The 23,011-nt window shown below is 64.0% G+C and carries 17 protein-coding genes; 8 read left to right on the top strand and 9 right to left on the bottom strand.

What is annotated here, in order from left to right:
* From AAHB16_RS08405 to AAHB16_RS08395, 3 genes are read left to right on the top strand one after another with little or no spacing between them, the layout of a single operon-like run.
* Nucleotides 1–510, top strand: coding sequence for a hypothetical protein (locus AAHB16_RS08405; protein ID WP_047835787.1), 510 nt, complete (start codon nucleotides 1–3; stop codon nucleotides 508–510).
* Between the two features lie 58 nt (nucleotides 511–568).
* Nucleotides 569–5,353, top strand: a complete 4,785-nt coding sequence (locus tag AAHB16_RS08400) for a DUF3883 domain-containing protein (RefSeq protein ID WP_342050608.1) — start codon at nucleotides 569–571, stop codon at nucleotides 5,351–5,353.
* Nucleotides 5,334–7,058 (top strand): DEAD/DEAH box helicase, encoded by a 1,725-nt coding sequence (locus tag AAHB16_RS08395; RefSeq protein WP_342050607.1) that lies wholly within the window; start codon nucleotides 5,334–5,336, stop codon nucleotides 7,056–7,058. Before AAHB16_RS08400 ends, AAHB16_RS08395 begins: the two co-directional genes overlap by 20 nt.
* A gap of 173 nt (nucleotides 7,059–7,231) precedes the next feature.
* Here AAHB16_RS08395 and AAHB16_RS08390 read toward each other — a convergent pair whose 3' ends face one another.
* The 5 genes from AAHB16_RS08390 to AAHB16_RS08370 all read right to left on the bottom strand — a co-directional run bounded on the left by AAHB16_RS08390 (nucleotide 7,232) and on the right by AAHB16_RS08370 (nucleotide 11,011).
* Nucleotides 7,232–7,444 (bottom strand): helix-turn-helix transcriptional regulator, encoded by a 213-nt coding sequence (locus AAHB16_RS08390; protein WP_342050606.1) that lies wholly within the window; start codon nucleotides 7,442–7,444, stop codon nucleotides 7,232–7,234.
* 84 nt (nucleotides 7,445–7,528) lie between these two features.
* Entirely contained in the window at nucleotides 7,529–8,662 is a 1,134-nt protein-coding gene (locus tag AAHB16_RS08385) for a DUF4172 domain-containing protein (protein ID WP_047835789.1), read from the bottom strand.
* A gap of 521 nt (nucleotides 8,663–9,183) precedes the next feature.
* The gene (locus AAHB16_RS08380) at nucleotides 9,184–9,690 is read right to left on the bottom strand and encodes a type II toxin-antitoxin system YhaV family toxin (protein WP_150370966.1); all 507 of its coding nucleotides are present in this window, start codon (nucleotides 9,688–9,690) and stop codon (nucleotides 9,184–9,186) included.
* Nucleotides 9,687–10,016: a type II toxin-antitoxin system PrlF family antitoxin gene (locus AAHB16_RS08375; RefSeq protein ID WP_150370965.1), complete on the bottom strand. Its 330-nt coding sequence runs from the start codon at nucleotides 10,014–10,016 to the stop codon at nucleotides 9,687–9,689. Before AAHB16_RS08375 ends, AAHB16_RS08380 begins: the two co-directional genes overlap by 4 nt.
* A gap of 104 nt (nucleotides 10,017–10,120) precedes the next feature.
* Nucleotides 10,121–11,011 (bottom strand): LysR family transcriptional regulator, encoded by an 891-nt coding sequence (locus tag AAHB16_RS08370; protein WP_342050605.1) that lies wholly within the window; start codon nucleotides 11,009–11,011, stop codon nucleotides 10,121–10,123.
* Between the two features lie 134 nt (nucleotides 11,012–11,145).
* Here AAHB16_RS08370 and AAHB16_RS08365 point away from each other — a divergent pair, with 134 nt between their 5' ends.
* Both AAHB16_RS08365 and AAHB16_RS08360 read left to right on the top strand, forming a co-directional pair.
* Nucleotides 11,146–11,586: a hypothetical protein gene (locus AAHB16_RS08365; protein WP_342050604.1), complete on the top strand. Its 441-nt coding sequence runs from the start codon at nucleotides 11,146–11,148 to the stop codon at nucleotides 11,584–11,586.
* Nucleotides 11,587–11,630: 44 nt separating this feature from the next.
* Nucleotides 11,631–12,524 (top strand): SDR family oxidoreductase, encoded by an 894-nt coding sequence (locus AAHB16_RS08360; RefSeq protein ID WP_342050603.1) that lies wholly within the window; start codon nucleotides 11,631–11,633, stop codon nucleotides 12,522–12,524.
* 18 nt (nucleotides 12,525–12,542) lie between these two features.
* Here AAHB16_RS08360 and AAHB16_RS08355 read toward each other — a convergent pair whose 3' ends face one another.
* Both AAHB16_RS08355 and AAHB16_RS08350 read right to left on the bottom strand, forming a co-directional pair.
* Nucleotides 12,543–12,893 carry a c-type cytochrome gene (locus AAHB16_RS08355; RefSeq protein ID WP_150373706.1) on the bottom strand — a complete coding sequence of 117 codons (351 nt, stop codon included), beginning with the start codon at nucleotides 12,891–12,893 and terminating at the stop codon, nucleotides 12,543–12,545.
* Nucleotides 12,894–13,016: 123 nt separating this feature from the next.
* Nucleotides 13,017–13,832 (bottom strand): CsgG/HfaB family protein, encoded by an 816-nt coding sequence (locus tag AAHB16_RS08350; RefSeq protein ID WP_150370961.1) that lies wholly within the window; start codon nucleotides 13,830–13,832, stop codon nucleotides 13,017–13,019.
* Nucleotides 13,833–14,163: 331 nt separating this feature from the next.
* Between AAHB16_RS08350 and AAHB16_RS08345 the strand changes: the two genes are divergently transcribed.
* On the top strand, nucleotides 14,164–14,631 hold the full coding sequence (locus AAHB16_RS08345) for a hypothetical protein (RefSeq protein ID WP_223851387.1): 468 nt from the start codon (nucleotides 14,164–14,166) through the stop codon (nucleotides 14,629–14,631).
* 33 nt (nucleotides 14,632–14,664) lie between these two features.
* On the opposite strand, the gene AAHB16_RS08340 is transcribed toward AAHB16_RS08345, so the two are convergent.
* Together AAHB16_RS08340 and AAHB16_RS08335 are read right to left on the bottom strand one after the other, a co-directional pair.
* On the bottom strand, nucleotides 14,665–15,135 hold the full coding sequence (locus AAHB16_RS08340; protein ID WP_342050681.1) for a cyanophycin metabolism-associated DUF1854 family protein: 471 nt from the start codon (nucleotides 15,133–15,135) through the stop codon (nucleotides 14,665–14,667).
* 10 nt (nucleotides 15,136–15,145) lie between these two features.
* Nucleotides 15,146–17,476 (bottom strand): cyanophycin metabolism-associated ABC transporter, encoded by a 2,331-nt coding sequence (locus AAHB16_RS08335; protein WP_342050602.1) that lies wholly within the window; start codon nucleotides 17,474–17,476, stop codon nucleotides 15,146–15,148.
* Nucleotides 17,477–17,763: 287 nt separating this feature from the next.
* Here AAHB16_RS08335 and cphA (AAHB16_RS08330) point away from each other — a divergent pair, with 287 nt between their 5' ends.
* Nucleotides 17,764–20,406 (top strand): cyanophycin synthetase, encoded by a 2,643-nt coding sequence (cphA, locus tag AAHB16_RS08330; protein ID WP_150370959.1) that lies wholly within the window; start codon nucleotides 17,764–17,766, stop codon nucleotides 20,404–20,406.
* Nucleotides 20,407–20,440: 34 nt separating this feature from the next.
* Entirely contained in the window at nucleotides 20,441–23,011 is a 2,571-nt protein-coding gene (cphA, locus tag AAHB16_RS08325; protein ID WP_342050601.1) for a cyanophycin synthetase, read from the top strand.

The following is a 23,011-nucleotide window of genomic DNA, read 5'->3' as shown; positions in this document are numbered from 1 at the left end:
ATGAGTGGAAGCCGTTGGGATCAGCCGGGCGTGCCCCACAAGGGGTGGCACTGCGTGGACGTCGTCGACCTTCGGGCCGACGGCGAGCCTGCTGACGACACCGACTACGCGACCTGCCAGATGTGCGGAAACGAGAAGATCCGGTACGTCCACATCATGGAGCACCCCGATGTGGAAGAAGCGTTGGACGTTGGCTGTGTGTGCGCGGAGAAGATGAGCGATGACTACGACGGTCCCAAGCGCCGCGAGGCGCGACTTAGGAATCGCGCATCTCGTCGCACTCGCTGGCTCCACCGCAAGTGGCGGGTCTCGGCCAAAGGCAACAGCTTCTTGAACGTCGATGGTCGCAACCTGGTGGTGTACCCGACGAAGACGGGGCGCTGGGGCTACAAGATTGGCGACCGGTTCGGCCCGAAGACCTACCCGACGGTGCGCGAAGCCAAGCTGGCGCTGTTTGACGACTTCTGGGCCGCGACGCAGGACAACGACCAGCTTTGGGCGACGGACTGAACAAGAACAATGCGCTTGAAATAGAACGGCCCAGTCAGGGAAAAGGCTCGGAACTAGAATGGATCAGCAAACCCAAACCCGCAGAAGCGGCTCGTACACCGCGAACCTGCTTGGAAACATCCGGAGCCACCTGGCAGGGCTGCAGGGCTACGACGTCATGGCCCTCGAGCTCATCCAGAACGCGGATGACGCCAAAGCAGAGGCGGTTGTCTTCGACATCACCGACCGGGGCCTTCTTGTCGTCAACAACGGCAAGTTCACATACTGCGGTGATCTACACACGCGGCCTTGCAGCTTCATCGCCAGCAACAACTACAGCTGCGACTACCACCGAATCGCGGATGTTGGCAGCGGGGGGAAGCTTTCTCGTGGCGAGAATATCGGTCGCTTCGGCATCGGCTTCGTCTCAACGTATCAGGTCACGGACCACCCGGAGATCCGGTCCTCTGGTGTCAAGCTGACGCTTCACCCCGAAGAAGGACAGTGGTTCATCGAACCATTCAAGCAACCCGAAGGCACCACGTTCTTCTTGCCTTGGGCGGAGGACCCGAACACCGAAGCTCGACTTGCGCTTGGGGTGTCGCACGTCAGCGCCGCTCACATCGATCAGCTCGTCGAGGATTTTCAGACGGTCCTTCGAAAGAGCTTGTTGTTCCTCCGGCACGTCCGGACTGCGGAAGTCCGGCGAAATGGCGAGCTGCTGTTGGCCTGTGACCTGGATCGTGGCGATGGGTCTGACTTGATCGTCAGTTTCCGTCCGAGCGGCGAGGTCGAGCAATGGCACATCTTGCGGGCCGACGCTGCGGAGGCTGCAGCGCAGCTATATGCCTCGCATCCCCGCCTTGAGTCCCTCGGTCGTGGTACCAAGATCAGCATCGGGTTGCGGATCGATCCCGAGCCCCTGACAGAGGGGGTGCTTTACGCGTTCTTGCCCACCGAGCAGTCGACCGGATTGCCGATGCACATCAATGCGGACTTCTTTCCAGAGTCGGATCGAAAGGCGGTCATCTTCGCTGGGCATCAACACGAGCAGGCGTGGAACGAAATGCTCATCGACGCAGCAGCGGCCGAGCTTGCGCGAGACCCGGAGAGCCTGTTGAAGATGCTCGGAGACGTCCAGCTCTGGCAGATCCTGGCGCGGGCGTTTGAACTGTCGAAGCCATCGAACCACCCGACTTGCTTCAAGCGATTTTGGGAACGTTTGCTGGCCACGGCCAGCAAGGCACGAATTGCCCTCGCTCAGGATGGAAGTGTCCAGTGTCCCAGTGGCGTCTTCTTCCCTGACAAGGCTCTGAACCCGGCTCAGGTGAATGCTCTGCAGGAAATCGGCGGCCGAGTCATTGTAGAAGATCTGCGTCAGTTCAGGACGGCCATCAATCAGCTGGGTGCCCCTATCCTGACGTTTGAACGCCTCGTGACCCTTCTCGAGCAAGCAATGGCGCAGCAGGCGTCAGGAGCGATGCAGATCGAGAAGGAGGGACTGGAGAGCTTCTATCGGCCGCTTTGGGGGATGGTCAATGATCTGCTGCCAGATGCAGTCTCGCCAAACCCAACAACGAAGGCGGCCATTCAGCGACTGCTGGCCATCCCCTTTGTCGTCACGGAAGATCTGTACGCCGTCACGATCAATCAATCCCATGCGGCGCCTGCCGCGCTGGACGCCGGTCGGGTCGCGTCGTTGCTGCCAAGGATGGCCATTGCAGCGCATCAGATTCTCGGATTCCCGAAGATTGCGCGACTGATCCGACAGCTTGAGCTCGGCGCTGTTGTTAATCACATCAGCTCGATGTGCACCACCGATCCCGTCGAAGATGTCATCGGTGTTGAACAGCAAGAGTTGCGGGACCTGTATGCGATGTTCGCGGACCTGGAACGCCAGGGCAATGTCGAGAAGGCGGTGCATCAGGCACTTCGGAACCTACCGATCTGGCTCTCAAGTCGAGGCCTGATCAAAGCGACCCAAGCACTCCTGCCTGGCAACTTCACCGATCCCACCGGACAGGCCGACCTCCTTGAAACGTCCGTCCTGACTGATTCCGCCAGGGAGTTTGTGTCAAGCAAGCTTGGCGTTCAGACGCAGACAATCGAGGCATTCGTACAGAACGTGCTGCCGAGGTTCTTCAATGATGACGGGCCGCTGGATGCGCAGAAGTACACTCGCCTGATCAGTGAACTGGCCAGCCACCCGGCGCTCGTGAATGACGAGAACATTCGCCGGCTGTTGGGGGCACTCCCAATCGTACCGACGCAGGACGGGCGTTGGTCGCAACCTACCAACATCTACAGGCGCACCGATGATTTGGTGAAGGTGCTCGGCGATGCAACGCACCTTTGGCTCGATGCCAGTCGGGTGCCGAACGCCCGGTCTGTCCACACCTTCATTGACAGCCTTGGAATTCGTCGATCACCCCTCGCGCAGCACCTGGTGGAGCGGATGCTCTTCATCGCAGAGAAGTACCTGCCGACGGAAGATGCAAAGCGCGCCAGCGGCGATGCCTTCTACGTCCTTTGTGACCACTACGAGGAGTGGAGTGAGAAGCCGTTCTTCCAGGGTGCGATCAACAGCCTCCGTGGGGTGGCGTGCTTCCCAGCTGAAGGCGATATGGAGAACTGGCACTCTGGTGGCGATCTGTACGCGCCATACCGCGCCGAGGCATTCAGGTCGCAGGCCAACATCCTCGATTTCAGAAACACGGCACGCCTGAAAACGGAGCTACTGGAAGATCTGGACGTCACCATCAATCCGGAAACGAGGCTGGTGATCGACCATTTGCAGTACTGCGTGAAGACCGGCGCTCAGCCTCACGTTTCAACCTACCAGGTGCTGAACGAGCGGGCGCAGCGTTCCGATCCCCTGATCTCGACATTGGCTGGCTCTCGTTGCATCTATGTCGAGAGTCAGAAGAGCTTTGTCCGCCCGAATCAGCTTTACTGGTCGCCCCAGCAGCTCGGGCGCTACGCATTCACCATTCCAGGCAATCTTGAGGCGTTTAAGCCGCTGTTCACCGCAATCGGAGTGAAGAACGCACCCGAGGGCCGAGACTACGTCGACATCCTGTTGGACATCGTCGGCGAGTACTTCGAGCAGTCGAAGCCCGTCGCAGGGGCGGATCGATCGGTGTACGACGCCTGCTTGATGGGCGTGTCGGCAGCAGACGAGCGTGAGGAGATCGGTGCCCCAGACATTCGAAGGTTGCAAGAGGCACCAACGATATTGAACCTCATGGGGCAGCCCACGCATCCTGACGAAGTGCTTCTTCAGGACAGCGAGTGGCACGCAGGTTTCTTCAATGGGGAGCTTGATCGGGCGCTTTGCAAACCTGCCCCCGAGCTGTGGCCGTTCATTGAGAAGGTCGGGGTCAGGCGGCTCAGTGAGAGCGCTGAGGTCGCGCTTGAGTTCGTTGATGGACAAAAGACTGAGGAACCGCAGCTTGCCGAAAAGCTGATGGAGCGGATCGACATCCTTGCGCGATTGCTCCACGACAAACCGACGCCGGTCAAACAAAAGGTGCGGAAGGCGCTTTCAGAGCTGGCCGCCATCAGCTACGAGCTCGTGCGCATTCAAGCGTCCGTGCACGTTGGCGGGGATTGGGCTTCGGCTCCACCCTCGGCAGCACACGCCTTCTATGACATCGACAAACGCCAGCTGATCTTGGCGCGACCGGTGGGAGATCGCAGCTGGCCCCACGTCCTGAATGCCATCTTCCACCAGTTGATGCCAGAAGAGTCTGGAAGCGAGATCTCGAAACTGACCCTCAGCGTTCGACCGCTGATGAGCATGCCTGTCGATGAGGCTCACCGAGAACTGACCGATGCAGGCATCCCGTACCTGGATGCTGAAAGCGCAAGCGGACAGGCAGATGACTTGACCTCGTCGGCTTTGGACGACATGGGGAGCACGACCGACCCCGGCTACCAGCCAGAGAGCAAACCGGATACCGCACCAGCCGACGCGCCCAAAGGTGGAGAACGCACACCGGATCGGCCTGGTACGAATCGGCCGACAGGTGAGCCGAAAGCTCCTCCCAAGGATGTGCCGCCGCCCGATCAAGGGCAATCTGGAACCGGGTCTAAGGGCGCACGAGAGAAGGATGCGCCAGATGGTGACCAGGCTACTGGGCGCGGTCACAGCACAGGTTCGTCGACTGGCGACAAGCGCGCCAAGAAGCCACGTCCAAAGCACAAGGAGCAGTGGGATCGACGACTACTTTCCTATGTTCGAAAGAAGCAAGAGGAATCTGCCGATGCCGACGAGCAGGAAGGCCCATCCGAGCACAACCTGGCTGTTGAGGTGGTGGCCCGCGCCGCCGTATGCGCCTATGAAAAGGCTCGGGGGCGCGTCGCGGAACAGATGGCCCAAACCCATCCTGGTTACGACATCATCAGCCGAAACCCGCTGACAGGCGAAGACCGGTTCATCGAAGTGAAGGGGGTCAACGGGGAGTGGAACCAGACGGGCGTGGGCTTGTCCAGGCTGCAGTTCAGTAACGCACAGGACTACGGCGATCGCTACTGGCTGTACGTGGTCGAGTTTGTTTCCGATCCTGAACACATACGTGTTCATCCTATCCGCAGTCCTGCCACGCAGGTGACGTCGTTCATGTTCGACGGCAACTGGCGGGATGCAGTCGCCGATGAACGTGCCGACCCCGCGCTTGCCTTCATCGCCGGCGCCAGAGTGAAGCACCAGCATTTCGGTTTCGGACAGATCGAATCGTTGGAGCTGCGAGGCTTGACGCGGGTGATGTCCATCGAGTTTGTGACCAGCGGTCGGCGCACGGTCACGTTGAATCTGCAGACGATGACCGTGGTTGAGGAAGACGATGACAACGATCATTCCTGAACTGACCGATGCCCAGCTGGCGGACTTGCCATCCCTGGCGGAGGCAAAGGTCTACAGAGCGTTGAGGGATGGTCTTCCCCGCGACTTTGTCGTCTTCTTTCAGGTCGGTTGGATCTTGCGCCGCGAGGAAGAGCAAGCCAAGGATGGCGAAACCGACTTCGTCGTCTGTCACCCGGATCTCGGGTACGTGTGCATCGAAGTCAAGGGTGGCGGCGTCGGGTTCGACTCCAGCAGCGGGGACTGGTTTTCCGTCGATCGCCACCTTCAAAAGCATGCGATCAACAACCCCGTCAACCAGGCGCTGAAGGCCAAGTATTCGATTCGATCCAAGCTGAATGAACACCAGCGTTGGCGGGATCTCTCGCTCGCCAACGTCCTCAGAGGCCATGCGGTGTTCTTCCCTGATGTCGGGGATGCGAATGCCCTGAGTCGGCCCGACATGCCGCCGACCCTGGTCGGCTGCGCGAAGGATCTTCAAGATCCGAAGGCGTGGATCGATGCGGTCTTTGCCTATTGGGGTAACGATGCATCGGGATTCACTCCCTTGGGCAGGCGCGGCGTTGATGTCCTTCGCGAGGTGTTCGCGCGCTCTTTCGTGGTCGCGCCGCTGATATCGTCGCAGTTGGCCGACCAGGAGGCGCGTCGGCTGGTTCTCACCAAGGACCAGATTCGCGTGCTCGATTTCTTGCGCTCCCACCGCAGAGTTGCCGTGAGCGGTGGCGCAGGAACGGGCAAGACGGTCTTGGCACTTGAAAAAGCACGTCGCCTTGCATCCGAGGGGTTCCGAACGCTGCTGACTTGCTACAACCGGCAGCTCGCGGACCACCTATCAAGTCTTTGCGCGGGCACACCAAATCTTGATGTGATGAGCTTCCATCAACTGTGCCACCGGCAGGTTGAGAGAGCCAATCGTGCATCTGGGCGGGACCTGGTTTCCGAAGCCAAGGTCACCTACCCGGGCAAGGATCTCTACGAGGTGCAACTACCCAACGCGCTCGGATACTCCCTCGAAATTCTCCCGGATCGGTACGACGCCATCGTCTGTGATGAGGGCCAGGACTTCCGCGAGGAGTTCTGGGTTCCGCTCGAGCTGCTACTGACCGACTATGACAGCAGCCCGCTGTACGTGTTCTACGACGACAACCAGAACCTGTATGCCCGCGCAGGGACTTTCCCCATCCGCGACGAGCCGTTCTCGTTGACCACGAATTGCCGCAACACGGCGCCGATTCACGAAGCCGCCTACAAGCACTACAAGGGCGTTCCAGTGAGTCCGCCTGACATTCAGGGTGATGACGTTCAGTTTGACGAGTCGCCAAGTCGAGACCCACAGGCGGCCAAGATCAATGCCCGCATCGTCGACCTTGTTGCGAGACAGGGTGTCGCGCCCGGCGACATCACGGTACTGGTGGCCGATGCCTTGCACAAGGCCGAGTACTACGCGGCCTTACGAAGGCTTCCGTTGCCGAAGCCAGCAACTTGGCTTGAGGAGGGAGTCAGAGGGAAGACCACGGTCCTGATCGACACCATCCAACGGTTCAAGGGTCTCGAATCGCCGATCGTGATCTTGTGGGGCTTGGATACCATCGAGTTGTCACAGCGGCAAGAGCTGCTGTACGTAGGGATGAGCCGCGCGAAGTCACTGCTGGTCATCGTGGGGCGTGCGGCAACGTGCGCTGCGTTCAAGGAAGCGGTGAATCAGTGAAACCAGCCCTGTCGTTGCGGACGCGGGTTCGATTGGCAATTCGGAATCGAACTGGCGACGAACACGATGGCCGAGCGTTTCAAGCGCGTTCTTGGCGGCCTGACCGTCGACCAGGGATGCGTGTTCCGAAATGTCGTCACTTGTCGATAAATGCCGACGAAACGGAACACTCCTCAGCCGACCCTGACTGGTGCCGCAAGGGTTCTGGTCGACGTCGCCAGGCATGACTCCTCGAAGGCTTCGATGTCGACCTGCCGGTAGAGGACGCGGCCGCAGAGCTTCAGGAACTTGGGGCCGATGCCCTCGCTGCGCCAGCGTTCAAGAGTCGCCTCGCTGATGTCCCAACGGGCGGTGAGCTGGCGCTGATTGAAATGAATGACTTCCATTTTGGTCTCCTTGCGAATGAGTTGGCAGGAGTCCATGAAGGCGCTGTTCCGCCAGCAAGCCAAGGCCATTCCTCGAAGGTCGTCTTACTTCGATGCGTCGTTGAGCTCGTAGCTGGTGCTGCGTCCACCCGCGTCTGATTTGCGCAGGACACCTCGGGCCAGAAGATCCGTGATGTCGCGCAGGGCGGTGTCCGGCGAGCATTTGGCGATTGCAGCCCACTTGCTGCTGGTGAGCTTGCCCTCGAAGCCATCGAGCAACCGGTTGACCAGCTTCACCTGTCGCTCGTTCAGCGGTGCTGAACCGGGTGCAGCCCAGCGCTGCCAGAACCGGGTCTTGACCAGCACGGCGTCGAGGGTGTGCTGTGCCTGGTCGACGGCGCGATGCAGCGTGGCGAGGAACCACGCGAGCCACTCGGTGACATCCAGTGATGCTTTTTGGGTGCGCTCCAGGATGTCGTAGTAAGCCTTGCGCTCGCGCTGGATCTGCGCCGACAGGCTGTAGAAGCGCTGGGGGCTGCCATCTGCGCGTGCAAGGAAGAGGTCGCCGACTGCGCGCGCGATGCGGCCGTTGCCATCATCGAACGGGTGCAGGGTGACAAACCACAGGTGCGCGAGCCCGGCCTTGATCAGCGGTGGCTCGGTCGATGCGCTATTGGCCCAGGCCAGAAAGCGGGCAGTTTCCGACTCCAGCCGGTCGGCCGGCGGCGCCTCGAAATGCACGCGTTGGCGCCCCAGCGGTCCAGAGACCACCTGCATCGGACCGGTGGCATCGTCGCGCCAACCGCCCACGTTGATCCGAACCAGGCCCGAATAACCAGTGGGGAATAAGGCGGCGTGCCACCCGAACAAACGGTCCCGAGTGATAGGTGCGTTGCAGTTGGCGGTGGCGTCGAGCACCATCTCGACCACGCCTTCGACGTGACGGTCCACCGGGGCCAGGGCACCGATGTCGACGCCGAGGCGACGGGCGATGGAGGAGCGCACAGACTCGAAGTTGAGCTGCTCGCCCTCGATCTCGCTGGTCTTGATGACGTCCTCGGTGAGCGCCGACAGGCTGGCCTGGTCGCGCAGAGCCATGCCAACATCGGCCAGTCGTCCCATCAACAGACCCTGGGCGCGGCTGACGTCGGCCAACGACTGGACCAGGGCAGCCAGGTCGTAGCCCCAACTTGGCCAGTCGCTGACCTGCCAGATGCAGGTGTAATCGCCGCTGTTCATGCGGAGATTATGGGCCGCATTCTCCGTAAGTGCAAGTCATTCGCCGCACAAGGTGCGTCGATTGCGCTCTGTATTCACCGCACGGGAAAAGTGCAAGAGCAGGCGCTCGCTCCTGGAATGGGTGTAGTTGGGTGCGATTTTGGTCGCTGGCTGCAAGGCGTCCTCGACGTGTCTACGGACGCTGGTTCGATTCCGTAAACGGGAATTGAACTGGGCACGCCATCCGCAAAGTTGAGGTGCCCTCAATGGCGACCGGCTGGCGATGAAAACCGCAGAAACGTCCCTGAAATCGGCCTGTCAAGTCCCACTTTTTGCTGAAATCCGCAGCAATCCGCAACTTGCCAAGACCCCGGTTTTGCGTACTTTCAACGCGGTTTGGGACCGGTTACCATCCCACCACCAGATATTGATTTCAGTTTCCCCAGACTGAATATCACAGCGAAGTAACAAAAACCCCAGAAATGAAAGTTTCTGGGGTTTTTCAATAAAAAACTTCCGGGACCTTTTTCCACCGTCTTCGATCAATTTCTGATCGCCGCATCGATCTCCTGCAGACGATGTCCTCCGCTGCAGGCCTCGCTCAGCAGTTGATCCCAATCATCGGGCGGATGACCGCTTTCCAGCATCTTGCGGAACACCCGATACGCATCGTCGCTACTCTCGTAGGCGCGCTTCGTGTCGTCGTCGTTGACCCATGCGAACACGATGATCCTGCTGGCTGCGTGATAACGGAAGAACAATCGGTATTGCTGGAAAAACTTGGCCCGGAACCAGTGCTTGCGTTCCGCGCCTAGCGTGCCACCCTGCCGATATTCCGCGCGGGTTGGATCCTGCGGGATGATGTCGAACGCGAGCGCCGTGACGGCGGCCAGACGCTTCGTCGCGTTCTTTTTTACGTAGCCCGTCGGGTCTTTTCGCTTCAGCGAATCGACATGCTTTGCCAGCGCTTCAATCTGCGCGACGAATAGCGGATGCGCGTAGACGGTCCAGCCATGGACGACGAATGCGGTAGAACTGCCTTGCTTCATTCATCGTCTTCCGACAGCGGCGCATCGAGGTCGACCTTGACGCCACCTGCGAGCGATTGCAAACGCGCCACGAATGCTGCGTCCACCGGACGAACACGTTGGGGGTGGCTTGCGATGTCGCGTTCCAGGAAACTGAGAAATTGCTCGAGCACGGGGTCTTCGCCTTCGGAGGCCTCCGCGCGCGTCAGGACGACTTCGCCGCTGGCGCGGATGCTGTAGTGGATCTTGTCCCGCTTGCCGAGTCCGAGCGCGCGCCGGACCGTTTCCGGTACCGTGGTTTGGTAGCGATCGGTCAGCGTGGATTCAACTTCGATGGTGGCGGGCATGGTTCTCTCGGGGGCATGAGGTGCAGATATGGAGGATGGTAATGCGATCGCCTTACCATGTCAATGCGATTGCATTACCGCCGCCCCTCCCCCGGCGCCAGCATTCACCCCGCGTCGGTAAAGCGTTGCGCGAGCCATTGCGCGAATACCCGCACGCGTGCCGACAGTTGGCGGTTTTGGGGATAGAGGACCGAGACCGGCATGGGTGGGGGTGGATGATTGGGGAGGACGATGCGGAGGTTGCCCTCGGCCAGTTCGTTCGTGATGCGGTAACGCGGGACCTGGATCAGGCCGAGGCCCGATAGTGCCGCGCCCGTGTAGAGGTCGGCGCCCGTGACCGCGATGCGGGCGTCGAGGCGGCGTTCGACGACCTCCTTGCCCACCGTGAAGTCGAGGGTCGCGGGGCGGCCTGTGGCGCTAGACAGGTAGCTGACCATGAGGTGCGCGCTCAGGTCGTCGAGCGTTTTCGGGATGCCGTGCGCTTTCAGGTAGGCTGGGCTCGCCACCGTGACCTGCGGCATCTGCGCGACCTGTCTTCCGATCAGGGACGAGTCGCGCAAGACGCCCGCGCGCAGCACGCAGTCGATGCCTTCCCGGACGAGGTCCACCAGTCTGTCGTCCTCGCTCACGCGCAGCGTGATATCGGGGTACTGGTTCATGAAATCCCCGAGCGCGGGCATGACGAAATGCCGCGCCAGCGTGCCCTGCAGGTTCACGCGCAGCAAACCCTTCGGCGGGGCGTCGCGGAATGCGCTCTCCGTTTCTTCCAGATCCGTCAGCAGCCGCACGCAGCGGTAGTAGTACGCCTCGCCATCGTGCGTGAGGCGGACCTGGCGCGTCGTACGTTCGAGGAGCCGTGCGCCGATTCGCTGTTCCAGCCGCTTGATCAGGTTGGTCACCGTCGCGCGCGGGATCTGGAGATCCTCGGCTGCCAGCGTGAAGCTGTTGCGGTCCGCGATGCGCACGAACACCTGCATTTCCTTGAAGCGATCCATGGTTTCCCCCCTCGAAACCGGTCCATCCGATAGTTAAAGCAAATGGAATTGTGATCGCAATATACCAGCGATTATCTTTCCGGTTGAACAGTCCAGAATGGGTTCACGCCAACCCGAAACCGACGAGACCCGCCATGACGCCATCCATCACCTATCTGCATCTGCTGCGGCATACGCCGTTCTTCACCTCGCTCGAGACCGATCAGCTGCGCTGGGTCATCGCCCATTCCCGCGAATGGGAGGTGCGGACCGGCGGCACGATCGCCAGCAGCCGGCAACCCGGCGACAGCGACGGCTACTGGGTGCTGCTCGACGGTGGCTGGACGCTGCGCGTGGGCGACCACGCGGTGTCGAGCCGCCACGCCGATCCGGGCAAATGGTTCGACCAGGACCTGCTCGCGGCGCAGCCGTTCGCGCTCGTGGCCACCGAGCACAGCTACGTCATGCATATCGCGCGCGCCGAGATGGACGACATGGTCGCGCGGGGTTTTGCGTTCGGGCGGCACCTTGACGCGGGGCGTTCCTTGTATCGGGCCATCGCGCAGGACGCGGCGCCGGCCCCTGCCGCGCAGTGAACCGTTCCTCGTGCACGCAACTTCCCACTCACTGGAGAACCATCATGTCCCACACCATCCTCGTTACCGGCGCATCGTCGGGCTTCGGCCTCATGACCGCCAGGGCGCTGGCGAAGGCCGGCCATACCGTGTATGCCTCGATGCGCGAAACCGCGGGCCGCAACGCGACGCGCGTGGCCGAGATCGCCCAATGGTCCGAGAACCACGACGCCGACCTGCGCGCGATCGAACTCGACGTGCAATCGGAGGCTTCCGTGGCCGCCGCCATCGCGAAGGTGCTCGACGATGCAGGCCGGCTCGACGTGATCGTGCATAACGCGGGGCATATGGTGTTCGGCCCCGCCGAGGCCTTCACGCCGGAGCAGATGATCCAGCAGTACGACGTCAACGTGCTTGGCGCGCAGCGCGTCAATCGCGCGGCACTGCCGTATCTGCGCAAGCAGGGCAAGGCGCTGCTGCTGTGGGTGGGGTCGTCATCGACGCGCGGCGGCACGCCGCCGTTTCTCGCGCCCTACTTCGCGGCCAAGGCGGCCATGGATGCGCTGGCCGTGTCGTACGCCTCGGAACTGTCGCGCTGGGGCATCGAGACCACGATCATGGTGCCGGGTGCCTTCACCCAGGGCACCAACCACTTCGCGCACTCGGGCAAGCCGGCCGACACGCGGATCGTGGCCGAGTACGAGGACGGTCCGTACGCGGGCGTGGCCGAGCAGGCCCTGAAGGGGCTCGCAAGTCTGGAGCCCGCCGATGCGGACCCCGAGGACGTCGCGCGCGAGATCGTGCGCGTGGTGGGCCTGCCGCATGGCAAGCGGCCGTTCCGCGTGCATGTGGATCCGTCGCAGGATGGCGCGGAAATCGTCAATGGCGTAGCCGATCGCGTGCGGGCAGAGTTGTTCCGCAATGTCGGCCTCGCGGATCTGCTGAAGCCGCGCGGGTGATTCACGCGGGGATGCGCGCTATGGGAACGTGCGCAGATACGCGAGCAGGTCGTCGATGTCCTTGTCGTCGCGCATGCCCCAGAAGAGCATCTTGTTGCCGGGCACGACCTTGCCCGGCGACTTGACGAACGCGCGCAGGCGGTCTTCGTTCCAGGCGAAGCCGGCGGATTTCATGGCGTCGGAATAGCGGTATTCGCTCACGCTGCCCGCCTGCCGGCCGATCAGGCCGTTGAGCTGCGGACCAAAGCCCCCGCGCGCGCTGGGGCCCACGCGATGGCACTGCGCGCATTTGCTCGCGAACACGCGCTCGCCCGCCGCGGGGTCACCCGCAGCGTGCGCTGCAACGGGAAAGAGGACCGCGGCCAGCATGGACACAGCGTACGAACGGAACCACGGCTTGAGAAATCGACGCATGCCGTGATTGTAATCGTCCCGTATTCAGCTGGCATCCTCCGCCGCGCGTGCGCACGGCAGAGGATGCGGGCAGGAAGATCAGTTGACCTTCAGCTGACCGCCGGCGCCGAGGCCGCCCTTCACGTTCTGGGCCTTGTACTGCTTGACGGCCGCAACGAGGTTGTTGAGCGAGTCGGTGAATGCCGCTACGACGACCTTGCCTTGCGGCGTGTTCGAGTACGCACCCGCGCGACCGCGCGAGTTGTCGCTGGCGAACACGGCCAGCATGCCGTAGTCGATGTTCTTGGCCGAGCCTTCGGCGGCAGCCAGCTGCACGCTCGAACGGTTATCGACGAGCGTCAGCAGCGTCGATGCTTCCGAGCTCTTCATGCTGCCGGCCACGCCAGCGAGGATGCCGCCCACGTGCGGCACATAGTTGAGCAGCGAAGCACCGCCGCCACCGGTGTCGTTGGCGGCGAACGTGATGGTCGGGCTGACGGTATAGTCGGCCGCCACCATCTGGCCCTTCTGCATCTTCGACGTCTTGCGCAGTTCACCGGTCTGGTTGAGCGCGCGCTCCGACATCGCGGCGTCGAGGCCGCGGCCGCGATCGACCACGACGAAGCAGTTCGATTGCTGGACCAGGAGCTTGAGCACGGGAACCGTGCTGCCGAGCTTGTATTGCCCGGTGAGGATGCCGTACCAGGGAGCGGAGGTGTCCTCGATGATGGAAACGGTGCCGAGCGGTGCGTCGCAGCGCTGGAGTCCGGTGTTCGCGTTCTGCGTGGTGCTGCCTGCGGCGGAACCGGTGGCAACGGTCTTGGCATCCTTCGCGCCCATCTGCATGTCCGCGCATGCCGAAAGCAGGAGAACCGATACCGATGCCAGGGCGACACCCGTCAATTTGAAACTCATACTGACCTCGCTTTTTGTTATTCACGTCATACCCGTGGCCTGGCGAGGCGTCGGTGTGCGATGGTTCGCATGCTTGTTCCGCGCCAGCCCGCGTCTCTCCCCGGTCCGGCATCGATGCTGCATGCCGGTTACTGTGACCCTCACACCCGGAAAAAGCGCCGGGCCATTATAAGCGCGGCACGATCCCACCAAAAAGGCACGTATCGCGAACCGTTCTGCGCACGCAACAGCCATTCATGACTTTTGCTCTGCACAACAGAACGCTCGTTGCTTCCCGGGTATCGGCGCGCGGCTACAATAGACCCCTGAATTCGCCCTGCGGCCTGAGATCATGCACGACCACCCTCGTTTTTCCATCAATCGCGCCGCCGTCATGCTCGTCCCCGAGCAACCGTTCCTCGACTGGATCCTGGCGGTCGATCCCGACCCGATTGAAACGCTCACTTTGGAAGCCGTGCGCGAGGACGAGACCGTCTTTCTGGTGCCGCCCGAGTTCGCGGACGACGTCGAGTCCACGGTCAAGTGGGTCGAGGCACGCTGGCGCTCGTTCTTCGAACTGATGCTCGGCGAGTGGTTCACCGATGCGCTGTGGCCCCGGCAGCTGACGCTCGCGATGTTCCGCGAATGGTTCACGGTGCGCGTGCATTCGATGGTGTGGGACCTCGCGGCGGACACACCCGTGCTGCACGAGGACTGGGACGAGGATACGGAAGACGCCGAGGATGGCGACGACGGGGACGATGGCGACGCCGAGGAAGAAGGCGGCGACGATGGCCCGTCGCCGCGCGTCCTGCACTGATGCGAAGGGCCACGGGCCTCGGGCCCCGGTGGCCTACAGGAAGCGATCGAGAATCTTGCGGCTCGGTTTGTCGAGCGCGAACAGATCGCGAATGAGGTAGTGAATGCCGTGGTTGTCGGAGATCAGCAGCGTGCCCCCCGACAGCCGGCGGATATCTTCTTCCCCGCGCAGCACCAGCGTGGTCTCGCCACGATCGGTGCGCACGGTCCAGATGCTCGGCGTGGCATACGTCGAGACCCCGATGATGCGCTGGATCTCGGGCATGAACTCGCGGCTGGCGAGTTCGCGCTCGATCAGTTCGCGCTCGTTCGCCGCGAGCACGTCCAGCCGCGGAATCCATGCGAGTTCGCGCCCATCGGTGCTGACCATGCCGAAGCCATCGTCGGGCGCGGCGATCGGAAACGCGCGCACGGGGATCACGCCTTCGTGCGTGGTGCCGTCCGCCATGGTCATGACCAGACGGCCAAACTGGTTACGCGTGAGGGTGAAGTCGTTGTTCTGCATAGTCGTCATGTCACTGTGCCGCGGCCGCCTCGGACACCACGGGACGCTCGCCCGTCGTGCCTTCGCTGCCGCCGCCGATCGCATCGTCCTCGCCATCCACATTGCGCAACTGCGCCTGGTATAGCTTGTAGTACGCGCCCTCCTTCGGCATCAGCTCGTCGTGGCTGCCCACTTCCACGATCTGCCCGCGATCCATGACCACGAGGCGATCGGCCTTGCGCAGCGTGGAGAGCCGGTGCGCGATGGCGATCGTCGTGCGTCCCTTCACGAGGTTGTCGAGCGCCTTCTGGATTTCCTTCTCCGTCGCGGTATCGACCGACGACGTCGCCTCGTCGAGGATCAGGATGCGCGGGTCGATCAGCAGCGCGCGCGCGATGGAAATGCGCTGGCGCTCGCCGCCGGACAGCGCCTGCCCGCGTTCGCCGACGAGCGAGTCGTACCCATGCGGCAGGCGGAGAATGAACTCGTGCGCATGCGCGGCGCGCGCGGCCGCGACGATTTCCTCGCGCGTGGCATTGGGCTTGCCGTAGGCGATGTTGTCGGCAATCGTGCCGAAGAACAGGAACGGCTCCTGCAGCACGAGGCCGATATGGCGGCGGTATTCGGAGACGGGCAGCGAGCGGATATCGATGCCGTCCACGCGAATGGCGCCTTCGGACACATCGTAGAAGCGGCAGATCAGATTGACGAGCGTGCTCTTGCCCGAGCCGCTGTGTCCCACGAGGCCGATCATCTCGCCCGGCGAGATCGACAGGTCCAGCCCGCGAATGACCGCGCGGTTGCCGTAGCGGAAGCCGAGGTCGCGCATCTCGATCGCGCCCTTCACGTTCTCCAGATGCTGGGGCCGCGTGGGCTCCGGCACGCTCGACACGTGATCGAGGATGTCGAAGATCCGCTTGGCGCCGGCGGCCGCCTTCTGCGTGACCGAGACGATGCGGCTCATCGAATCGAGGCGCGTGTAGAAGCGGCTGATGTACGTGAGGAACGCGACCAGCACGCCCACCGTGATCGCACTGCGCGACACCTGCCAGATGCCGAAGATCCACACCACGAGCAGGCCCACTTCGGTCAGCAGCGTGACGGTCGGCGTGAACAGCGACCACACCGCGTTCACGCGATCGTTGACCGCGAGGTTGTGCTTGTTGGCCTCGCGGAAGCGTTCGACCTCGCGCTTCTCCTGCGCGAACGCCTTGACCACGCGGATGCCGGGAATCGTGTCGGCCAGCACGTTGGTGATCTCGGACCAGATGCGGTCGATCTTCTCGAACCCATGGCGCAGGCGGTCGCGCACCAGATGGATCATCCACGCGATGAACGGCAGCGGCACCAGCGTGACGAGCGCCAGCCAGGGGTTGATCGAGATCAGGATGATCGCGGTCATCGCGATCATCAGCACATCGGTGGCGAAGTCGAGCAGGTGCAGCGACAGGAAGACGCAGATGCGATCGCTCTCCGAGCCGATGCGCGCCATCAGGTCGCCCGTGCGCTTGCCGCCGAAATATTCGAGCGACAGCTTGAGCAGGTGTTCGTACGTGGTCGTGCGCAGGTCCGCGCCGATGCGCTCGGACACGCGCGCAAGCAGGTAGGTGCGCGCCCAGCCGAGCCCCCATGCGGTGAGCGCCGCGCCGAGCAGGCCCGCCAGGTACATCGTGACGAGGCCGTAGTCGATGGGCACGCCGTTCTGGAACGGAATCAGCACCTTGTCCATGAGCGGCATGGTCAGGTACGGCGGCACGAGCGTGGCGGCCGTGCCGATCAGCGTCAGCAGAAAGCCGGCCAGCAGCTCGAAGCGATAGGGGCGCGCAAAGCGCCACAGCCGGAGCAGCGCCCACGTGGAGGGCGGCGTCTCCAGATCGCGGCTGCACTGCGGGCATTCGTCCTCGCCCGGCGGCAGCGGCGCCTTGCAGCTCGGGCAGATATCGTCGTCGCTCGCGGCCGGCGCATGGCCCGTGGCCAGCAGGTCGCGGCGCGCGTCGAACTGGTCGGCCAGCCGCAGCGCGTCGGGATTGTAACCAAGCGTATAGCGCCACCGGGCGAGCCGGCCGGCACCGTTGACGAGCTCGAGCGTGCCGACACCGGCATGGTCGATATGGGTCAGCGTGAGGTCGGCCGAGATCGGCCAGGCCGAAACGGCCGTTTCACCGGGCGCGCGGGCGATCACGCGGCGATCGGTGACAATCACCCACCCTTGGGTAAAATGCAGCCGCTCGTCGAGATCCAGCCTCAGTCCGGCCAGGATCGTTTCGCCCGATGCCAGCGTGCCGGGGGTCGCGTCGAGTTCGGTCTCCCAGACGTTCTGCACGACGGGAGCATGGGGGACGGACGGGGAAGGCTGGGTCATTGTTGACGCGCGTTGTTGCGCAAAAAGCGTCCGAATGACGCGCAAAATACGTCAAAGACAGACATAACTTGAAACAAATTGGCGCGGGAGGCGACTGGCGGCCCGCGATTTTGCCCGCAAGTATACATAACGCAAACCAGCGGGTGCGCTTCGTCAGCGCTTGTGCATTGCACAAGACTGCAAAGGGTCCAGTACGTCAACGTATCGTTGGATGTAACGTTACTGAAAGGTTAGGCTTCTTGTTCTCGGGCATCCGCCCACAGCCTAAAGCTCAAATCGCTAAATCGATGAAAAAGAAGGACATTGAGATTTTCGATGTCATGTCGCTGCGCGGCCCGAATATGTGGACATATCGGCCGGTTCTGGAGGCATGGGTCGATATCGGGGAGTTGGAGGATTTTCCGTCCAACAAGATTCCGGGCTTCTACGAGCGGCTGTCCACGTGGCTGCCGACACTGATCGAGCATCGATGCAGCATCGGGGAACGCGGGGGCTTCCTGCAGCGGCTCAAGGAAGGTACGTGGCCCGGCCACATCCTCGAGCACGTGACACTGGAACTGCAGAACCTCGCCGGCATGCCCGGCGGCTTCGGCAAGGCCCGCGAAACGCCGGTTCGGGGCGTCTACAAGGTAATCGTCCGGGCCTGGCATGAAGAAGTCACGCGTGCCGCGCTGTTCGCCGCGCGAGACCTTGTGATGGCCGCGATCGAGGATCGTCCGTTCGACGTGCCCGCCGCCGTGGAAAAACTGCGCGACCTCGTCGATGAGCATTGCCTGGGCCCGAGCACCGCGTGCATCGTCGATGCCGCCGACGATCGCGACATTCCCTCTCTCCGACTCTCCGACGGCAATCTGGTTCAACTGGGTTACGGTGCGCGCCAGCGCCGTATCTGGACCGCCGAGACCGATCGCACGAGCGCGATCGGGGAGTCCATCTCCCGCGACAAGGACCTGACCAAGAGCCTGCTCGAATCGTGCGGCGTGCCGGTGCCCGAAGGCCGCATGGTCGAGAGCGCCGAGGATGCCTGGGACGCGGCCACCGACATCGGCGTGCCCGTCGTCGTCAAGCCCTACGATGGCAACCACGGCCGCGGCGTGTTCACGAACCTGATGACGCGCGAGGAAGTGGAAACCGCCTACGCGGTGGCCATCGACGAAGGCGGCGGCGTGATCGTCGAGCGCTTCGTCCCCGGCAACGAGCATCGCCTGCTCGTGGTCGGCGGCCGGCTGGTTGCCGCCGCGATGGGCGAGACCGCGAGCGTCGTCGGCGATGGCAAATCGACGATCGACGAACTCATCGACAGCCAGATCAATTCCGACCCGCGCCGGGGCAGTACCGAGGATCATCCGCTGAACCGCGTCCGCCTGGACTCGGCCGCGCGCCTCGAGCTGCGCCGCCAGGGCCTCGTGGACGGCGATTCCGTGCCGCCCGCGGGCAAGACCATCCTGATCCAGCGCAACGGCAACGTGGCGTTCGACGTCACCGACCGCGTGCATCCGAGCGTGGCCGCGCATGCCTCGCTGGCCGCGCGCGTGGTGGGCCTCGATATCGCCGGCGTGGACCTCGTGGCGCAGGACATCTCGCGCCCGCTCGCCGAACAGGGCGGCGCGATCGTCGAAGTCAACGCGGGCCCCGGCCTGCTCATGCATATCAAGCCGGCCGACGGCACGCCGCGCCCGGTGGGCCGCGCGATCGTCGATCACCTGTTCCGCGAACGCGACGGACAGGTCGATGACGGCCGCATTCCCGTGGTGGGCATTACCGGCACCAACGGCAAGACCGTGGTCGCGCGCATGGTCGCGCGGCTGCTGCAGCTGTCGGGCAAGCATACGGGCCTCGCCTGCAGCGACGGCCTGTTCCTGGATCGCCGTCAGGTGGAGCGCGGCGACCGCGCGAACTGGGAGGCCGGCCATCGCATCCTGATGAACCGCGCGGTGGAAGCCGCCGTGTTCGAGAACGACAGCGGCGCGATCCTCTCCGAGGGCCTCGCCTACGACCGCTGCCAGGTAGGCGTGGTCACGAACATCGACGAGCCCGATCACCTCGACGACTACTACGTCGAAGACATCGACCGCATGGTCAGCGTGCTGCGCACGCAGGTGGACGTCGTGCTCAAGGACGGCGTGGCCGTGCTGAACGCGCGCGACCCGCGCGTGGCGGAGATGGCCGAGCTGTGCGATGGCGACGTGATCTTCTTCGGCCTGAGCGCGGACCTGCCGGCGATTGCCGCGCATCGCGCCGCGGGCAAGCGCGCGGTGTACGTCCGCGACGGCAAGGTCGTGCTGGCCACCGGCGGCAGCGAGACCGCGCTGACGGACGTCGCGGCGATTCCGCTGACGTACGCGGGGCGCGTGGCGTTCCAGATCGAGAACGTGCTGGCCGCCATCGCGACGGGCTGGGCGCTGGGCATCTCCAACGACCTGATCCGCGCGGGCGTGGTGACGTTCGACGTGGGCCAGGTGGATGTGCCGGGCCGCTTCACGCTGTTCGAGCGCAACGGCGCGACCGTCATCGTCGATGACGCGCACAACGCGCCGGCGCTCGAGGCGCTGGCCGCCGCGCTGGACCGCTTCCCGTCCGAACGCCGCATGCTGGTGTTCGGCGCGGGCGTGCAGCGCCGCGACGAGGACCTCGTGCGTCAGGGCAAGATCATCGGCAAGGCGTTCGACCGCGTGTTCCTGTGCGAGGACCACAGCGTGCGGCGCGACCTGCCCGACGTGGAGGCGCGCGCGCTGCTGCGCAAGGGCCTGTACGAAGGCCGGCGCGTCACGAAGATCATCGACGAAGGTGGCCGCCGCTCGGCGATCGAGTCCGCGCTGTCGCAGCTCGTGGCCGGCGATCTGCTGGTGCTCCAGTGCGACGAGGCGTCGACCGAGTCGGCGGTGGAGCTCGTGCACCAGTGGCTGGGCCGCGGCGGGCGCCGCCATTGAGCGGCGCCGGACAGAACAACGGATAAGCGATTCTATGGAAGTCTCTCGCATCCGGGCCCTGCGTGGCCCGAATCTCTGGTGCCGGCATACCGCGATCGAAGCGATCGTGGCGTGCTCCGACGCCTCGCACCTGCTGGCCGAGCTGCCCGGTTTCGAAGACCGCCTGCGCGCGCGCTTCCCGGCCATCGGTCCCCTGCGGCCCGACGACGAAGCCGGCTCCCCCTCGATGGCGCACGCGCTCGAAGTGGCCGCGCTGCGGCTGCAGGCCGCCGCGGGCTGCCCGGTCACGTTCAGCAACACCGCGCCGACCGTCGAGCCCGGCACCTATCAGGTGGTCGTCGAGTACAGCGAGGAGGACGTGGGCCGCCTCGCGTTCTCGCTGGCCGAGCAACTGATTCTTGCCGCGCGCGACGATGCCCCGTTCGACCTCGAGGACGCGCTGCACCGCCTGCGCGAACTGGACGAGGACGTGCGCCTGGGCCCGAGCACGGGTTCGATCGTCTACGCGGCCGTGGCACGCGGCATTCCGTACCGCCGCCTGACGCAGGGCTCGATGGTGCAGTTCGGCTGGGGCAGCAAGCAGCGCCGCATCCAGGCCGCCGAGACCGATCTGACGAGCGCCGTGGCCGAGTCCATCGCGCAGGACAAGGAACTGACCAAGAGCCTGCTGCATGCGGCGGGCGTGCCGGTGCCGCGCGGCCGTTCGGTGCGCAGCGCCGAGGAAGCGTGGACCGCCGCGCAGGAAATCGACGCGCCCGTCGTGGTGAAGCCGCGCGACGGCAACCAGGGCAAGGGCGTAGCCGTGCGCATCCGCACGCGCGAGGAAGTGATGACCGCCTACGAGGTGGCCTCCGATATCTCGTCCGACGTGATCGTCGAGCGCTACATCCCTGGCCACGACTTCCGCCTGCTCGTGGTGGGCAAGCACCTCGTGGCCGCCGCGCGCCGCGATCCGCCGCAGGTGATCGGCGATGGCGTCCATACCGTTCGCCAGCTCGTGGAAACCGTGAACCGCGACCCGCGCCGTGGCGAAGGCCATGCGACGTCGCTGACCAAGATCCGCTTCGACGATATCGCGCTGGCCGTGCTCGCCAAGCAGGGCCTGACCGCGGAATCGGTGCCGGCCAACGGCACGCGCGTGGTCCTGCGCAACAACGCGAACCTCTCCACCGGCGGCAGCGCGACCGACGTGACCGACGACGTCCACCCGGACATCGCCGCGCGCGCGGTGGCGGCCGCGCAGATGGTCGGGCTCGATATCTGCGGCGTGGATGCGGTGTGCGAGACGATGCTCAAGCCGTTCGAGGAACAGGCCGGCGGCATCGTGGAAGTGAACGCGGCCCCCGGCCTGCGCATGCACCTGCAGCCGTCGTACGGCAAGGGCCGCGCGGTGGGCGAAGCCATCATCTCGACGATGTTCGCCGATGGCGACGACGGCCGCATTCCGGTCGTCGCGGTCTCGGGCACGAACGGCAAGACCACGACGGTCCGCCTGATCACGCATCTGCTGGCAACCAGCGGCCTGCGCATGGGCATGACCGGAACCGACGGCGTGTATATCCAGGGCGAGCGCATCGACACCGGCGACTGCAGCGGCCCGCGCAGCGCACGCAACGTGCTGCTGCATCCCGACGTGGATGCGGCCGTGTTCGAAACCGCGCGCGGCGGCCTGCTGCGCGAAGGTCTTGCGTTCGACCGCTGCGACGTGGCCGTGGTGACCAACGTCGGGGAAGGCGATCACCTTGGCCTGTCGTACATCAGCACGGTGGAAGACCTCGCGGTGCTCAAGAGCGTGATCGTGCAGAACGTCGCGCCGCACGGCATGGCCGTGCTCAACGCGGCCGATCCGATGGTCGCGCGCATGGCCGATGCCTGCCCGGGCACGGTGACGTTCTTCGCGCACGACCCGAACCTGCCGACGATGGCGCTCCATCGCGCGCAGGGCCGCCGCGTCGTGTTCGTCGAAGGCGCGGAAATCGTCGCGTCCGAAGGCGAGACGCAGGTGCGCATCGCGCTGGCGGACATTCCGCTCACGCGCAACGGCAGCATCGGCTTCCAGGTCGAGAACGCGATGTCGTCGGTTGCCGCCGCCTGGGCGCTCGGCATCGACTGGGCGGTCATCCGCCGCGGCCTGGCCACGTTCGTCAACGACGCGGCCACCGCGCCGGGACGCTTCAACGTGTTCGACTACAAGGGCGCGACGCTGATTGCCGACTACGGTCACAATCCCGACGCGATCCAGGCGCTGTGCAATGCGGTGGAATCGATCCCGGCCGGGCGCCGCGTGGTCGTGATCAGCGGTGCCGGCGACCGGCGCGACGAGGATATCCGCCGTCAGACGCAGATCCTCGGCGGCGTGTTCGACAACGTGGTGCTCTATCAGGACCAGTGCCAGCGCGGCCGTGAAGACGGCGAAGTGCTGGCCCTGCTGCGCGAAGGCCTGCAGGGCGCGCAGCGCACGAGCCATGTGGACGAGATCCGCGGCGAGTTCCTCGCCATCGATACCGGACTGGCCGCGCTGCAGCCGGGCGACCTGTGCCTGATCCTCGTGGATCAGGTCGAGGAAGCGCTCGGCCATATCGAGAAGCGCATCACCGAGGGCTGA

Source organism: Cupriavidus sp. OTU4054, from assembly GCF_038440175.1.
In the GTDB taxonomy this organism is placed as follows: domain Bacteria; phylum Pseudomonadota; class Gammaproteobacteria; order Burkholderiales; family Burkholderiaceae; genus Cupriavidus; species Cupriavidus pauculus_D.
Note: the sequence above shows the minus strand (reverse complement) of the source record. Positions and strands in the feature narration are given on the sequence as shown.

Bases quoted from the DNA above. Each gene is read 5' to 3' on its own strand.
- AAHB16_RS08405 (WP_047835787.1), top strand. From the start codon at position 1: ATGAGTGGAAGCCGTTGGGATCAGCCGGGCGTGCCCCACAAGGGGTGG.
- AAHB16_RS08400 (WP_342050608.1), top strand. From the start codon at position 569: ATGGATCAGCAAACCCAAACCCGCAGAAGCGGCTCGTACACCGCGAAC.
- AAHB16_RS08395 (WP_342050607.1), top strand. From the start codon at position 5,334: ATGACAACGATCATTCCTGAACTGACCGATGCCCAGCTGGCGGACTTG.
- AAHB16_RS08390 (WP_342050606.1), bottom strand. From the start codon at position 7,444: ATGGAAGTCATTCATTTCAATCAGCGCCAGCTCACCGCCCGTTGGGAC.
- AAHB16_RS08385 (WP_047835789.1), bottom strand. From the start codon at position 8,662: ATGAACAGCGGCGATTACACCTGCATCTGGCAGGTCAGCGACTGGCCA.
- AAHB16_RS08380 (WP_150370966.1), bottom strand. From the start codon at position 9,690: ATGAAGCAAGGCAGTTCTACCGCATTCGTCGTCCATGGCTGGACCGTC.
- AAHB16_RS08375 (WP_150370965.1), bottom strand. From the start codon at position 10,016: ATGCCCGCCACCATCGAAGTTGAATCCACGCTGACCGATCGCTACCAA.
- AAHB16_RS08370 (WP_342050605.1), bottom strand. From the start codon at position 11,011: ATGGATCGCTTCAAGGAAATGCAGGTGTTCGTGCGCATCGCGGACCGC.
- AAHB16_RS08365 (WP_342050604.1), top strand. From the start codon at position 11,146: ATGACGCCATCCATCACCTATCTGCATCTGCTGCGGCATACGCCGTTC.
- AAHB16_RS08360 (WP_342050603.1), top strand. From the start codon at position 11,631: ATGTCCCACACCATCCTCGTTACCGGCGCATCGTCGGGCTTCGGCCTC.
- AAHB16_RS08355 (WP_150373706.1), bottom strand. From the start codon at position 12,893: ATGCTGGCCGCGGTCCTCTTTCCCGTTGCAGCGCACGCTGCGGGTGAC.
- AAHB16_RS08350 (WP_150370961.1), bottom strand. From the start codon at position 13,832: ATGAGTTTCAAATTGACGGGTGTCGCCCTGGCATCGGTATCGGTTCTC.
- AAHB16_RS08345 (WP_223851387.1), top strand. From the start codon at position 14,164: ATGCACGACCACCCTCGTTTTTCCATCAATCGCGCCGCCGTCATGCTC.
- AAHB16_RS08340 (WP_342050681.1), bottom strand. From the start codon at position 15,135: ATGCAGAACAACGACTTCACCCTCACGCGTAACCAGTTTGGCCGTCTG.
- AAHB16_RS08335 (WP_342050602.1), bottom strand. From the start codon at position 17,476: ATGACCCAGCCTTCCCCGTCCGTCCCCCATGCTCCCGTCGTGCAGAAC.
- cphA (WP_150370959.1), top strand. From the start codon at position 17,764: ATGAAAAAGAAGGACATTGAGATTTTCGATGTCATGTCGCTGCGCGGC.
- cphA (WP_342050601.1), top strand. From the start codon at position 20,441: ATGGAAGTCTCTCGCATCCGGGCCCTGCGTGGCCCGAATCTCTGGTGC.